General features: G+C 41.7%; 15 protein-coding genes and 1 other annotated feature. Of the genes, 12 read left to right on the top strand and 3 right to left on the bottom strand.

Annotated elements, in window-relative coordinates:
• The first annotated feature begins 5 nt into the window (after positions 1–5).
• From galE to tyrS, 5 genes are all read left to right on the top strand, one after another.
• The gene (gene galE, locus LCU_RS01585; RefSeq protein ID WP_128486079.1) at positions 6–998 is read left to right on the top strand and encodes a UDP-glucose 4-epimerase GalE; all 993 of its coding nucleotides are present in this window, start codon (positions 6–8) and stop codon (positions 996–998) included.
• Positions 999–1,008: 10 nt separating this feature from the next.
• On the top strand, positions 1,009–2,490 hold the full coding sequence (galT, locus tag LCU_RS01590) for a UDP-glucose--hexose-1-phosphate uridylyltransferase (protein ID WP_056967120.1): 1,482 nt from the start codon (positions 1,009–1,011) through the stop codon (positions 2,488–2,490).
• Positions 2,491–2,509: 19 nt separating this feature from the next.
• On the top strand, positions 2,510–3,550 hold the full coding sequence (locus LCU_RS01595; RefSeq protein WP_004270983.1) for an aldose epimerase family protein: 1,041 nt from the start codon (positions 2,510–2,512) through the stop codon (positions 3,548–3,550).
• Between the two features lie 106 nt (positions 3,551–3,656).
• A complete protein-coding gene (locus tag LCU_RS01600; RefSeq protein WP_054644722.1) occupies positions 3,657–3,857 on the top strand; it encodes a cold-shock protein in 201 nt (66 codons plus the stop codon).
• A gap of 138 nt (positions 3,858–3,995) precedes the next feature.
• Positions 3,996–4,210 (top strand) — a binding site (T-box leader).
• 54 nt (positions 4,211–4,264) lie between these two features.
• Positions 4,265–5,527 carry a tyrosine--tRNA ligase gene (gene tyrS / locus LCU_RS01605; RefSeq protein ID WP_056967161.1) on the top strand — a complete coding sequence of 421 codons (1,263 nt, stop codon included), beginning with the start codon at positions 4,265–4,267 and terminating at the stop codon, positions 5,525–5,527.
• A 234-nt stretch (positions 5,528–5,761) separates the two neighbouring features.
• Here the strand turns inward: tyrS and LCU_RS01610 are convergent, their stop codons facing one another.
• Entirely contained in the window at positions 5,762–6,682 is a 921-nt protein-coding gene (locus LCU_RS01610) for an IS30-like element ISLpl1 family transposase (RefSeq protein WP_128486080.1), read from the bottom strand.
• A gap of 168 nt (positions 6,683–6,850) precedes the next feature.
• On the opposite strand from LCU_RS01610, the gene LCU_RS01615 reads away from it, so the two are divergent.
• Positions 6,851–8,284, top strand: coding sequence for an MFS transporter (locus LCU_RS01615; RefSeq protein ID WP_056966999.1), 1,434 nt, complete (start codon positions 6,851–6,853; stop codon positions 8,282–8,284).
• A gap of 55 nt (positions 8,285–8,339) precedes the next feature.
• On the opposite strand, the gene LCU_RS01620 is transcribed toward LCU_RS01615, so the two are convergent.
• Together LCU_RS01620 and LCU_RS01625 are read right to left on the bottom strand one after the other, a co-directional pair.
• Positions 8,340–9,533: a toxic anion resistance protein gene (locus tag LCU_RS01620; RefSeq protein WP_004271134.1), complete on the bottom strand. Its 1,194-nt coding sequence runs from the start codon at positions 9,531–9,533 to the stop codon at positions 8,340–8,342.
• On the bottom strand, positions 9,533–10,213 hold the full coding sequence (locus LCU_RS01625; protein ID WP_004271132.1) for a 5-bromo-4-chloroindolyl phosphate hydrolysis family protein: 681 nt from the start codon (positions 10,211–10,213) through the stop codon (positions 9,533–9,535). Before LCU_RS01625 ends, LCU_RS01620 begins: the two co-directional genes overlap by 1 nt.
• Before the next feature lie 176 nt (positions 10,214–10,389).
• Here LCU_RS01625 and LCU_RS01630 point away from each other — a divergent pair, with 176 nt between their 5' ends.
• The 6 genes from LCU_RS01630 (at position 10,390) to LCU_RS01655 (ending at position 13,553) form a co-directional block, all read left to right on the top strand.
• A complete protein-coding gene (locus LCU_RS01630) occupies positions 10,390–10,932 on the top strand; it encodes an NUDIX hydrolase (RefSeq protein ID WP_039099553.1) in 543 nt (180 codons plus the stop codon).
• A gap of 11 nt (positions 10,933–10,943) precedes the next feature.
• Positions 10,944–11,234 (top strand): hypothetical protein, encoded by a 291-nt coding sequence (locus LCU_RS01635; RefSeq protein WP_004271135.1) that lies wholly within the window; start codon positions 10,944–10,946, stop codon positions 11,232–11,234.
• 41 nt (positions 11,235–11,275) lie between these two features.
• A complete protein-coding gene (locus LCU_RS01640; RefSeq protein WP_054644291.1) occupies positions 11,276–11,968 on the top strand; it encodes a 5'-methylthioadenosine/adenosylhomocysteine nucleosidase in 693 nt (230 codons plus the stop codon).
• Positions 11,969–12,373: 405 nt separating this feature from the next.
• Complete coding sequence (locus LCU_RS01645; protein ID WP_004271133.1) at positions 12,374–12,634, top strand: zinc ribbon domain-containing protein; 261 nt, start codon at positions 12,374–12,376, stop codon at positions 12,632–12,634.
• A 104-nt stretch (positions 12,635–12,738) separates the two neighbouring features.
• The gene (locus LCU_RS01650; protein WP_004270498.1) at positions 12,739–13,209 is read left to right on the top strand and encodes an ASCH domain-containing protein; all 471 of its coding nucleotides are present in this window, start codon (positions 12,739–12,741) and stop codon (positions 13,207–13,209) included.
• Complete coding sequence (locus LCU_RS01655; RefSeq protein WP_054644292.1) at positions 13,206–13,553, top strand: LD-carboxypeptidase; 348 nt, start codon at positions 13,206–13,208, stop codon at positions 13,551–13,553. The genes LCU_RS01650 and LCU_RS01655 overlap by 4 nt, the downstream gene beginning before the upstream one ends.
• The last annotated feature ends 91 nt before the right edge of the window (positions 13,554–13,644 follow it).

The raw sequence follows: 13,644 nt of genomic DNA on the forward strand, positions 1-13,644 counted from the left end.
ATAAGATGACAGTTTTAGTATTAGGTGGCGCCGGCTACATCGGCTCACACACCGTTGATCAATTAATTCAACGCGGCACGGATGTGGCCGTTGTCGACAGTCTCGTCACCGGCCATCAAGCCGCCATTAATTCACAAGCGCGCTTTTACCAAGGCGATATTCGCGACAAAGATTTCATGCGCAGCGTCTTCCAACAAGAAAAAGTCAGCGGTGTGATTCATTTCGCCGCTTTCTCAATCGTGCCCGAATCGATGCAAGCACCACTTAAATATTTCGACAATAACACATACGGCATGACTGCCTTACTCGAAGTGATGAATGAATTCGACGTCAAACACATCGTCTTTTCATCAACAGCGGCCACTTATGGGGAACCGAAATCAATTCCAATTAAGGAATCCGACCCACAAGTCCCAACTAACCCGTATGGTGAAAGTAAATTAATGATGGAAACGATGATGAAATGGGCTGACAGAGCTTACGGTATTAAATTCGTTGCATTACGGTACTTCAATGTCGCTGGTGCCAAACCAGATGGTTCAATCGGTGAAGATCATCACCCAGAAACCCACTTGTTACCAATCGTGTTACAAGTGGCTGCTGGCAAACGTGAACAACTCTCCATCTTTGGTGATGATTATGATACACCAGATGGCACTAACGTCCGCGACTATGTCCACGCGTTAGACTTAGCCGACGCCCATATTTTGGCCCTCGGTTACCTCGAAGAAGGCCATGATAGTAACGCCTTTAACTTAGGCTCATCAACTGGTTTTTCAAATATGGAAATTGTCGAAGCCGCTCGCAAAGTGACTGGCAAGGCAATTCCTGTGACAATGGCACCGCGTCGTGCTGGTGATCCAAGTACTTTGATTGCCGCAAGTGACAAAGCACGCGAAGTCTTAGGTTGGACGCCACAGTATGACAATATGGAAGCAATTATTGAAACTGCCTGGAATTGGCATTTAAATCATCCAGCAGGATACGCAGATCGGTAGAGGAAAGCATATGCAAGCAAGAGAATTGATTCAAACATTTATTGAAAAAGTGATTATCTTTCAAGACACACTTTATAAAGCAGAAGACCAACAGTACTTATTTAATCTCGTCTTAGACCTTGTTGGTGAAGAGGACAGTAACGTTGCGGTGACTGATCAAAGTCTCATCGGATTAAAGGACGCATTGTTGCGTCTTGCAGTTGCGAATAGCCGGATTGAGAATTTAGCGGCAGAACAAGATATTTTAGGGGCGAAGTTGATGGATTTGGTGACGCCATTACCAAGTGCGGTGAACCGCCATTTTTGGCATCAATACGAGAGTGATCCCCAACAAGCACTTGCCGACTTTTATGAATTAAGTCGGGCCAACGACTACGTTAAAGTGGCCGCAATCGCGAAAAATATCGCTTATCAAGTGCCGACGCACTATGGCGACTTAGAAATCACGATTAATTTATCGAAGCCGGAAAAGGATCCGAAACAAATTGCGTTAGCCAAAACGATGAAACAAACCGGCTACCCCAAATGTCAATTATGTCTGGAAAATGAGGGGTATACGGGGCGTTTAGATTTCCCAGCACGGCGTAATCATCGCATCATTCGTTTTGAATTGGCAGGTCAGACTTGGGGCTTCCAATATTCACCATATGCTTATTTTAATGAGCATTCGATTTTCCTTGATGGTCAACACGAACCAATGGTGATTAATGAAACGACCTTCAAAAATTTATTACAGATTGTGAAGCAGTTCCCCGGCTATTTCGCTGGGAGTAACGCTGATTTACCGATTGTCGGTGGTTCGATCTTAACCCATGAACATTATCAAGGGGGGCGTCACGATTTTCCAATGGCTAAGGCGCCAATCGAGACACCACTACATTTTAACGGGTATAATGATATTCAGGCGGGAATTGTGAAGTGGCCAATGTCAGTCATTCGTTTGACGAGTGCGAATGCAACGCATTTGGAAACACTCGCTGCACAAATTTTAACTAGTTGGCAAAATTACAGCGATCCAAGTGTCCAAATCTTAGCCCACTCAGAAGACGGCACACCACATCATACGATTACGCCGATTGCGCGGATGCGAGACGGTCAATTCGAAATTGATTTGGTACTACGCGACAATCAAACGTCTGCAGAACATCCAGATGGAATTTATCATCCACATGCAGATGTGCAACATATTAAAAAAGAAAATATTGGTTTAATCGAAGTGATGGGCTTAGCAATTTTGCCACCACGACTCAAAGATGAAATGGCTGAGGTTGAACACTATCTCTGCGATCAACCAAACCAGATGGCCGCTTACCATCAAGAATGGGCAGATACGATTAAAGCCGCTAACACATCGATTACATCAGATAACGTAACGGAATTAGTGCGGACTGAAGTCGGCAAAGTGTTCATGCGCGTTCTAGAAGACGCTGGTGTTTTCAAATGCAACGAACAAGGTCAGGCAGCATTTATTAAATTTACGCAACATGTTTAACCTATAAGGAGGGACATTCATGAAGTATTGGCGAGAAGCATTTGGAGAAATAAATGGTCAAACGGTTTGGCAGTATTGGCTAGAGAATCGTCAGGGGTATCAATTAGCCGTGACAGAATACGGCGCAACGATTACTCACTTGGTGATGCCGGATCAAAGTGGTCAGATGGCCAATGTTGTGATTGGCTATGACACCCTAGCGGATTTTGTAAAGCAACAAGCTTATTTTGGTGCGACAGTGGGACGCGTAGCTGGCCGCATCGGTCAAGGTGCTTTTACACTCGATGGTCATGATTATCAAGCACCGATTAATAATGGCGCCAACACGAATCATGGTGGCCCCAATAGTTTTGAATCGCAAATCTGGCAATCATCAGTGGTTGAAAAAGATGATGCGATTAGTGTCGTTTTCATGTTAACGAGTCCAGATGGTGAAAATGGATTCCCCGGTAATTTAGCGGTGACCACGACGTATACGCTAAATGAGGCCAATGAATGGCTAATTGACTATCAAGCAACGACTGATAAAACCACGTTGTTTAACCCAACATGCCATGTCTATCTGAATTTGACGGGGGACTTTGATCAATTTGTTGGCCAACACACATTGCAAATCGATAGTGACCGTTTTGGTGCCATTCAACCAGACGGCTTACCAACCGGGGAATTAGTCCCAGTTGCGGGCTCTGTCTTTGATTTACGTCAACCGCGAGCTTTGCAAGCCGCTTTTGATAGTGAAAATACGCAAACTAAATTGGTCGGTGGTTTTGATCATCCATTCCTGTTGAATCAAACGCCGGGTAAATCGGATGCGATTTTACGCGATCCCGAAAGTGGCCGCTCGATCACAATTGATACAGAAGGGAATGCAATCGTTATTTATACCGCCAATGGCTTCGGGGACGAACCAAACTTAACAAATCAGGCAATTCAACCCCACCAAGCAGTGGCGATTGAAGCCCAAATGATGCCAGATGCCATCCATCATACCGAGTTTGGTAATATTGTTTTGCATCCTGGCGAACAATATCAACGGCGGACCCGATATAAACTCAATTAATTTATTTTACGCTTGCATGCGGTTACAAAATCGCGTATAATTGACTTGTTTAGATGACCGATTCTGGTGGCTAGATAATAATTGTGTATTTAAAAGGAGTAACATCATGGAAAAAGGAACAGTAAAATGGTTTAACAATGAAAAAGGTTTCGGCTTTATCTCAGCAGAAGGTCAAGACGATATCTTTGTACATTTCAGTGCAATCCAAGACGAAGGCTTCAAGTCATTAGAAGAAGGCCAAGCGGTCGAATTCGACATCGTTGAAGGCACACGTGGAGCACAAGCTGCGAATGTTGTAAAACTTTAATTTAGAGGAATTAAATACGACTATTCTAATTTAATTTAATTAAATTTAAATTAGAATAAGATCGTTCATGTTTATAAAAAAATAGCATAAAAGTGTTGACTTCATTTATCATGTGAACTATGATAAGCACATAAGTTAATAAAGCGATTGAAAAGCGCAGTAGAATTAGTAACCACTATTACAGAGAGTCGGGATTTGGTGAGACCTGACATATGTTTCTAAGTCGAATTACACTTTTTGTTTTATCAAATCGTACGTTGAATTTACGTTAAAATCTAGAGTGATATTTTGAAAGTGCACTTTCAAAATATAACACGGGTGGTACCGCGAAAAAATGACATTTCGTCCCAGTAATCTTTATTTTATTAAAGATTGCTGGGACTTTTTTAATTTAGGAGGAAATTTTGATGAGAAAAAATATTATTGATGAATTAACATGGCGTGATGCGATTAACCAACAAACAGATGCTGAAGGATTGCGTGAATTAGTAGAAAACAACAAGATTTCTTTATACTGTGGGACTGATCCAACTGGTGATAGTTTACACATCGGTCATTTGATTCCATTCATGATGATGAAGCGATTCCAATTAGCTGGACATCACCCATACATCTTAATCGGTGGTGGGACAGGATCAATTGGTGATCCAAGTGGTCGTAATTCAGAACGCCAGTTACAAACAATGGAAAAGGTTCAAAAAAATGTTGAAGCTTTATCAAACCAAATGCGGAAATTATTTGGTAAAGATGCCAATGTTACTTTTGTTAATAACTACGATTGGTTATCAAAAATCTCATTGTTGGACTTTTTAAGAGATTACGGTAAGAATTTCAACATCAATACAATGTTAGCTAAAGATATTGTTGCTAGTCGTTTGGAAGTGGGGATTTCATTTACTGAATTCACATACCAAATTCTACAATCAATTGATTTCAAACACTTACATGATGAACATAACATCCAACTGCAAATTGGTGGGGCTGATCAATGGGGCAATATTACTTCAGGGATTGATATGATTCATAAACTTGAAGGTAGCGACGAACCCGTATACGGTTTAACAATTCCATTAATGTTGAAAGCTGACGGAACTAAGTTTGGTAAGACAGCAGGTGGTGCAATCTGGCTTGATGCTGAAAAGACTTCACCATACGAATTCTACCAATTCTGGGTAAATCAAGATGATCGTGATGTTATTAAATACCTTAAATTCTTCACATTCTTAGAAGAAGACGAAATTGAAGAATTGGCACAAAAAGTTGCAACAGAACCTGAAAAACGTGAAGCACAAAAACGTTTAGCACAAGAAGTGACACGTTTTGTTCACGGTCAAGAAGCATTAGATGAAGCGGAACATATTACTGAATTACTTTTTGAAGGTAATATCAAAGCTTTAGATGTTGTTGAAGCAGAACAAGCTTTTGGTAAAGCACCATCAGTTGAAATTAGTAAAGAAGCTAAAAACATTGTTGACTTCTTAGTGGATACAGGTATTGAATCTTCAAAACGTCAAGCACGTGAAGATGTTCAAAATGGTGCCATTACAATTAATGGTGACCGTATCCAAGAAACTGATGCGATGATTGACCCGATGACTAGCTTTGATGGCAAGTTTGTGATTATTCGCCGTGGGAAGAAGAATTACTTCTTAGCACGTGTTACTGACTAGAGACGTTCCAAAAATTAAATGAAGGCTTTTGTATCTATACTGAATGTTACTGGGTTCTTCGTGAATGTAGATCATATAGTATAACCCCAAAATACAACTGCAAAGGTAGCCGTCAAACGTTGTTTGACGGCTATTTTTCGTACTCTAAAAAATCGGAATCGCTTTCATATGTTTGCTTTTATGGACAATGAGCGTATTCTATTGATTGGGGTTATACTATGGTAGATTGCAAATTTAATCCGAATTTTTGGACAAATTTGTCAGCATAACCTGATACGGTGTTTGCCAGTCGAGTATTTTAAGCGGTCGCTGGTTAATTTGGAGTAACGTCGTCGTTAAATCTTGAGCACTAATGTGCTCAAAACGAGTCCCTTTAGGATAAAAATAACGTAAATTCCGATTAAAGCGTTCATTACTACCACGTTCAGCTGGCGTATAAGCATGGCAGTAATAGGTCTTAATACCATATTGTGATTCAAGTGATACTAGCCCACTAAACTCAGTGCCACGGTCCACAGTAAAGCTGTGCACCGGACCATTAAAAGTGGTTAGGAACTTAGTTAGTGCTTCATTAACAGTCGCTGTCGTCCGATCTTTTAACCGGTATGCCCAAAGGAACCGTGATTTGCGATCGATTAAAGTTAATAAAACTGCCTTACTATGCCCACGAGGACCAACGACTGTATCTAGTTCAAAATCGCCGATGCGCTTACGTTGATTAATCATCATGGGACGCTGTTCAATTGATCGCCCCAAAGATTGATTATATTTGGATCGTTGGTCAACGTTACGCCGTTGGCGTACGCCATGTTCAGGTAGATCATTCAAGGAGAAACCAATTCTCCCCTGATTTAGCCAATTATAAATAGATTTAGTAGCTAGTTTAAATTCGTGAGCAATCATTCCTGGTGACCAGCTTAGACGTAAATGGTTGAGAATTTTTTGCTTTAACTCATCGCTCAGCTTAGTTTTCCGACCACATCGTGATCGCTTGTATTCGGCATCTGTTTGTGCTAATTCAGCCTGATAAGGTTGACATCGAGATAATTCATAAGAAATTGTTGACGGTGATCGGTTCAGCCGAACGCCCATTTGGATATTGGACAGCCCTAGTTCACAAAAGGTTTCGATTTTAATTCGTTCGGAATAGGTTATACTAGATAAAAGATCAGCTCCTAAAAGATGGGTTTGTGGTAAACACCATTTTAAAGGAAGCTGATCTTTTTTGTCCGAACAGCGTTCGGATTAATTTTACAATCTACCTTAACTAAAACCACGGTATAATAGACGGAGTAAACTTAAAAGAAAGAAAGTGACTCACAGATGGCATTAAGTTATGTGGATAATCCGCAGGTTCAAAAAAATCGTTGGCGAATATTGACGGCTGTCGGACTATTTACCTTCATGTCGACGCTTGATGGCAGTATCGTTAATATTGCACTTCCAGTCATGAGCCGTGATTTAAAGATTCCGATGAATCAAGCGGAATGGATTGTGTCGATTTATCTGATTATGATTTGTGCCTTATTATTATTATTCGGTAAAATTGGCGATGCTTTTGGGAAGGTCAAAGTGTTTAAAATTGGAACCTTCTTATTCGTGATTGGTTCCTTGTTGTGTGGCTTTAATGGCGGCTTACCATTGTTATTAGGTGCACGCGTTCTTCAGGCTTTAGGGGCATCAATGACGATGAGCAATAATAATGGGATTATTACCGAGGTTTTCCCACTGAAAGAGCGTGGGCGAGCGTTGGGGTTAACCGGATCATTCGTTGCGTTAGGTAGCATTGCCGGGCCCGGGATTGGTGGGCTAATCTTAGCGCATTTTAGTTGGGGCTATATTTTCTGGATTAACGTGCCAATTGGAATTTTAACCATTATTTTTGGGCATTTTATTTTACCGAAGGATATTGTTAAAACACATGAAAAAATTGACTATGCTGGGTTTGCCAGTTTTGTAGTTTTAATTGTTAGTTTATTCCTCGGCATTTTCATCGGCCAACAAATTGGATTTACCTCACCAATTATTTTAGCGGCCTTTGTCGTTGCCTTAATTAGTGCTGGCATCTTTGTTTGGATTGAACAACATGTAGAACAGCCATTATTATCGTTTAGATTGTTTAAAAATATCGATTTTAGTTTGAGTTTACTCTGTGCGTTCTTAATTTTCATCGTTAACTTCTTCTTCAATGTGATTTCACCATTCTATCTGGAAAATGCGCTAGGCTTAGCGCCTAATCTTGCCGGTTACAGTTTAATGATTTTCCCAATTGTTCAAGTGGTGGTCGCACCGATTGCCGGGAGTATCTCGGATCGAATTGGGCCAGAAATGTTAACCTTTATCGGGTTAGTGTTGATTTCGATCAGTCAGGTCGGTTATATGTTGATGAATCTACAAACACCGATCTGGTTATTCATGTTCTTCGTTGGCTTAGTTGGGCTTGGGAATGGGATTTTCCAAGCACCGAATAACACGATTGTCATGAGTTCCGTCGGTGTTGAAGATCTAGGGATTGCTGGCGGGATTAACGCCCTCGCGCGGAATCTTGGGATGGTCTTTGGGATTTCATTGTCAACGACGGTTTTATATGCCGCAATGAGTCGCAATTACGGGCAAAAAGTGACGGGGTATATTCCAGGTCACGCGAATGTGTTCATCGCTGGGATGCATGATGCCTTTATGGTTGCGCTAGTGATTTGTTTAATCGCAACGGCTCTAACCGGTTGGCGGATGTTGAAACATCGCAAAATAGCTTAACTATTCAAAAATAGCGCCGCTCATCAAAAAGATGGGCGGCGCTATTTTTGTGGATTTAATTAACTTCTTTTGGTCCGCTGTTAGCAGCGGTTTGACCTTGGGTATAGGCCAATAAGTGTTCGCGCAGATCATTTTCCATGTGGTTGAGTTCTTTTTCAGCCACTTGGCGTTTTTCGCGGCCTTCTTGTTGAATCTTGAGGGTTTCTTGTAAGGTTTCAACAAGATCATTTTGTGTTTTCTGTAAGGTTTCGATATCAACGACGCCGCGTTCATTTTCTTTGGCGGTTTCGATTGAAGACATCTTCAACATCGCACTATTTTTCTTCAAGAGGTCATTGGTCGTTTCAGACACTTGTCGTTGTGCAGTGACCGCATCTTTTTGACGGAGCAGGGTGAGGGCGATGGCAACTTGGTTTTTCCAGAGTGGAATCGCCGTGTTAATGGAAGCCTGAATCTTTTCAGCTAATGCTTGGTTGGTATTTTGAATCAAGCGAATCTGTGGTGCTTGTTGCAACGTGATTTGCCGTGCTAATTCTAAATCATAAGTTCGTTTTTCCAAGCGGTTCTTGAATTGATTGAGATCATTAACTTCTTGCACGACCATTTGATTATCGTCATTTTTGGCGCGTTCCATGGCTTCTGGAATCGTCGTTGTTTCTAATTCTTGAATCTTCAACTGACCAGCAGCAATATAAATATTGAGTGCATCGAAGTAGGCTTTATTCTTCGCATACAACGTTTCAAGCGTCTCATTGTCGCGCATTAATGCATTTTTTTCTTTGTCCAATTTAACGGCAATCCCATCAATTTGGGCGCCAATTTTTTGATATTTCGCAGTGATTTCATAGACCGACTTCTTAATCTTGCCAAACATCCGCTTGAAAACGTTGCTGTCTTCGGCGCGTAATTCGTCAGGATTGGCTTCGTTTAAACGGTACATCAATGACGTTAATGCGTCACCAATTTCGCCTGTTTCTTGGCTTTGGACTTGGTTGAGCATTGTTTGGGAGAAAGCGCCGAGTTTCTTTTGGGCTTGAGCGCCGTAATTCAAGACGGCTTGTTGGTCGTTGACGTCCAGCTGTTGTGCCAATTGTTCGGCCTGTGCTTGTTGTTCAGGGGAGAGCTTATTGATAATTGAGGCCTCTGCCTGGGGGGCTGCTTCCTCAGTGACAACTGGCGCACTTTGGTCGAAAGGATCTTTTAATAAATCATTCATTAAATCGTTTGTTGGATTGGGCGTTTCAGACATTAGTCTTCCTCCTTGTGATCTGGGGTGATTTGTTGTTGAGCGACGGAGACTTCTGTGTCTAAGTCATCGACGTCTTCGGCCACGAAATCCGCGTAGTCTTGTTGAATCTGTTGACTAAGCGCATCAATTGCCGCAGCCGATTTATCTAAAACGAGATAGGTATCGGCTGTCTTGACTTCATGATGGTTAATTTCGATGTATTTGCTAGTCAGTTCATTGATTGATGGTAAGTGCCGGTATAAAAAGTCGCCAGCATTGTGAAGCCGCTTTGGATCTTTCACAATCGCACGAAAAAGCGATTGGCTGACCTTGGTTGTATCGTGATTTAAATCGATTGCCCGTAATTTAGGAAGAGCTTGCATGTTGGTTGCAAGTACCTTAATTTGCGCTTCGGCTTGTTGCATCGTTTGTCTGAAAAAGTCAATTTCGTCATCACTCATGCCAGCATCTTGGTAGTGTTTCAGCATTTGTGGTGAAATATGCTGATCTTTTTTATATTCTGGTTGTCGTTTAAGCCGTTTGAGGCTGATTGTAACGTAGATCAGCCCTAATAATAAACCAAGGCTGAACCAGATGAAATTATCCCAATCACCATAAATATCAAAGCATGTTGCCAAAATTGGGATTGAGACAAGTGTAATGAGCATGCCTGTGCACCAAATCGTTATTTTTTTAAACATAATTGTCAGCTCCTGATTTAATTGATGCCTTCATTCTAACAGGAATTAAGGTAAAAGAGTATCCGCCTAAGGATGGATTTTTAATTCGGCCGTGAACCTGAATTTAGCATTGACGATGGCGGACGATTTTAAATGCGCGTATAATAGCGATTAAACGGTAAAGGTGGCATTAGCAGATGGATTATACAGAAAAGGTCCTCTCGGAAGAAACATTATTCAAAGGCCAGATCATTGATCTTGCCGTTCAACAAGTGGCACTGCCAAATGGACAAACCGCAAGTCGCGAGATTGTCTATCATCATGGGGCGGTTGGCATTATTCCGATTACGGCGGATAACAGCATCCTTTTAGTGCGACAATGGCGCGCCCCCATGCAACGTGAAACGTTAGAAATTCCTGCTGGAAAGATTGATCCAGGTGAAAAGAACTTAGATCAGGTCGCACTACGTGAATTGAATGAAGAAACGGGTTTGACGACGCAAAAGCTCGTGCACGTGACGGATTTCTTTTCATCACCCGGTTTTTCAAATGAATTAATGACTTTATACTACACTGATACACTAACGCCGGTCACGCATAAGCGCTCGCTAGATGACGATGAGTTCTTGAACGTCGAAAAGTTGACGTTAGAAGAAGCACAAGCAGCCGTTGCAGATGGTTTAATCTGTGATGCCAAAACGATTATGGCGTTGTATTACTGGCAATTACAAGCAAAATAGGAGCGGTAGAAATGACGAATGAACCTAAGACGCGCGAAGAATATCGACAACAAAAAGAGGCTGAAGAAGCCGCCTTTAAACAGCGCGATCAAGAGCGCCTCAGGACAGAACGTGAATATGCACGTGAACAACAAAAAGAAGCCCTTAAAGCGGTGACTGAAGACGAACCAGAAACAGCAACGCGTCGGACTAAGAAAGTCGATCCACCAGCGGTTAAACGAATGAAGAAACGGTTGAATTGGGCGATTGGGATTACCTTTGGCTTAATTATTATCGTTTACTTGATTCTTTTTTTCCTATAGAATGGTAAAGTTAATGTTTTTTTAGAATGGAGAGAATTAGTATGAAAATTAGTGTCATTTGCGCCATGGAAGAAGAAATTCGGACGCTTTTAACAAAATTAGAAGATGTGCAACAACACACGGTTGCTGGCAATACCTTTTATAAAGGTCAATTGTACGGTCATGAAGTGACGTTGGTTGAATCAGGAATTGGTAAAGTGCAAGCTGGGATGACGACGGCGATTTTATTAGCCGAAGAAAAACCAGATGTTGTGATTAATACCGGTTCAGCTGGTGGGATTGGTGAAGGCCTTCATATCGGCGACGTCGTGATTTCAAGCGAAGTCGCTTATCACGATGCAGAAGCAACTGCCTTTGGTTACTTACCAGGTCAATTACCACAACAACCCCAACGATTTGAAAGTGATGCTAAGATTGTTCAACAAATCGAAGCGGCGGCTAAAGCGGTTGACATACAACCACGTGTTGGTTTAATTGTCACCGGTGATCAATTTGTTGCGAGCCAAGATAAAATCAAGGCAATCAAAGAAATTTACCCCGAAGCGCTCTCTTGTGAAATGGAAGGCGCTGCAATTGGTCAAGTCGCAACGCAATTCAAGATTCCATTCGTTGTCATTCGCGCAATGAGCGACGTCGGCAACGAAGAAGCCGGCGTAACGTTTGACGAATTCATCGTAGAAGCAGGCCAAAAATCAGCAGCGATGTTGCTTAACTTCTTGAAGAATATTAAATAAAATGGGTGCGTTCAAGCTCGTTAAAGAAGAAGTGCGTTCAAACCGGGTATATTCCGAGCACTAGTCCAACAAGGTGAATGATTGCTGCAAGCAATCGTTTGACTTGTGTCGCTAGGCACAGGCATATGGTTTGAAAAGCACGTTAAATAAAAGAAGTGCGTCATCAACGGTTAGCTTCTGAGCATTTGCATAACTTAACGAATTAGCGACATAGTCGATGATTTGATAAGTGTAGCAAAGCGCAGGAAACTGTTGATGAAAGCACGTTAAGAAAATAAGTGTGTTCAAACTGGTTATGTTCTGAGGATTAGCAAAATTAGACGAATAAGCGGCGAAGCCGATTGTTTGGCTAATTAGGCTAAACGTAGGAACATGGTTTGAAAAGCACGTTAAAGGAGTCCACCCATGGAAAAATTCTGTCAAAGTTGTGGCATGCCACTGACTGCACAAAACCAAGGTAGTGAACAAGATGGCACCAAGTCAAATCAGTATTGCCAACTGTGTTACGTTGATGGTCAGTGGACAGAACCAACAATCACTTTTGAACAGATGCTTGAAAAAGGGATTGCTGGGATTCGTGCCGACCAAACAACCGGTAAGATGAAACAATGGTTCCTAATTAAAAGCTATCCGATGATGCTTAAAAAGATGCGTCGGTGGGCATAAAATATCAAAAGAAACTTATCCTAATGGGTAAGTTTCTTTTTTTGGTTAAATGGTTAAATTCTGCTAAACTAACAACAACGTTACGAATGGAAGAGGGGATGTCAATGACACCAGAAGTGAGCCAGTATTGGCAACATTTTATAGAACAACAGCAGTTACCACCTGATTTACAACCAGCGGAGATTTATTCATTTGGGAATACAGAACAAATGGCCAATGAATTGGCACGATTGGTAATAATCGGTCAAAAAACGGCCACCACTTCTGCGATTGAGTTGTATGAACCCGATGAGCATGTCCCACAAGTGGGGGATTATAATGTTATTTTAGATGGACGAGACCGGCCGGTTGCAATTACGAAAACGATAATGTGCACGATTGTTAAGTATAATCAAGTCGACGCTGAACATGCCTTTTTAGAGGGCGAGGGTGATCGAACCCTTGCTTATTGGCGTTCAGTTCACGAGCCTTTTTTTAAAGCTGAATATGCAGAGGCAGGGCAGGTGTTTACGCCGACAATTGCCTGTTTATGTGAGCGTTTTGAAGTGGTAACGGAGAGGCGTGAATTAAGATGATTCCTACACGATTGTCAGAAGGTGATGAGATTCGGGTCATCGCGCCTAGTAATAGTTTGCAAAGTGTTGGCGGATATGTGGCTAATCAACCGGCGAATGATCGATTGAGTGCACTTGGTTATCAGGTGACGTTTGGGCAGCATGTCTTGGTAATGGACCAATTCAATTCTAGTCCAATTGAAGCGCGGATTGCCGATTTGCACGCTGCTTTCATAGATGACAATGTCAAAGCGATTTTAGCGGTGACTGGTGGTTATAACAGCAATGAACTACTTCCCGATTGGACAGTCAATCACGGTCAATGCGACAGAGGGATGGTTACAAATCGAAGGCGATTAATATAAAATGCAAAAGCGGCGGATGACACAAAAATTATTTTTGTGCCATCCGCCGCTTTTGATATCCGCATATTTGTGCTATCAGTTATATGCCTGC

The organism is Latilactobacillus curvatus JCM 1096 = DSM 20019, assembly GCF_004101845.1.
GTDB classification, from domain to species: Bacteria; Bacillota; Bacilli; order Lactobacillales; family Lactobacillaceae; genus Latilactobacillus; species Latilactobacillus curvatus.

Coding starts and splice junctions, on each gene's coding strand:
- galE (WP_128486079.1), top strand. CDS start 6: ATGACAGTTTTAGTATTAGGTGGCGCCGGCTACATCGGCTCACACACC.
- galT (WP_056967120.1), top strand. CDS start 1,009: ATGCAAGCAAGAGAATTGATTCAAACATTTATTGAAAAAGTGATTATC.
- LCU_RS01595 (WP_004270983.1), top strand. CDS start 2,510: ATGAAGTATTGGCGAGAAGCATTTGGAGAAATAAATGGTCAAACGGTT.
- LCU_RS01600 (WP_054644722.1), top strand. CDS start 3,657: ATGGAAAAAGGAACAGTAAAATGGTTTAACAATGAAAAAGGTTTCGGC.
- tyrS (WP_056967161.1), top strand. CDS start 4,265: ATGAGAAAAAATATTATTGATGAATTAACATGGCGTGATGCGATTAAC.
- LCU_RS01615 (WP_056966999.1), top strand. CDS start 6,851: ATGGCATTAAGTTATGTGGATAATCCGCAGGTTCAAAAAAATCGTTGG.
- LCU_RS01620 (WP_004271134.1), bottom strand. CDS start 9,533: ATGTCTGAAACGCCCAATCCAACAAACGATTTAATGAATGATTTATTA.
- LCU_RS01625 (WP_004271132.1), bottom strand. CDS start 10,213: ATGTTTAAAAAAATAACGATTTGGTGCACAGGCATGCTCATTACACTT.
- LCU_RS01630 (WP_039099553.1), top strand. CDS start 10,390: ATGGATTATACAGAAAAGGTCCTCTCGGAAGAAACATTATTCAAAGGC.
- LCU_RS01635 (WP_004271135.1), top strand. CDS start 10,944: ATGACGAATGAACCTAAGACGCGCGAAGAATATCGACAACAAAAAGAG.
- LCU_RS01640 (WP_054644291.1), top strand. CDS start 11,276: ATGAAAATTAGTGTCATTTGCGCCATGGAAGAAGAAATTCGGACGCTT.
- LCU_RS01645 (WP_004271133.1), top strand. CDS start 12,374: ATGGAAAAATTCTGTCAAAGTTGTGGCATGCCACTGACTGCACAAAAC.
- LCU_RS01650 (WP_004270498.1), top strand. CDS start 12,739: ATGACACCAGAAGTGAGCCAGTATTGGCAACATTTTATAGAACAACAG.
- LCU_RS01655 (WP_054644292.1), top strand. CDS start 13,206: ATGATTCCTACACGATTGTCAGAAGGTGATGAGATTCGGGTCATCGCG.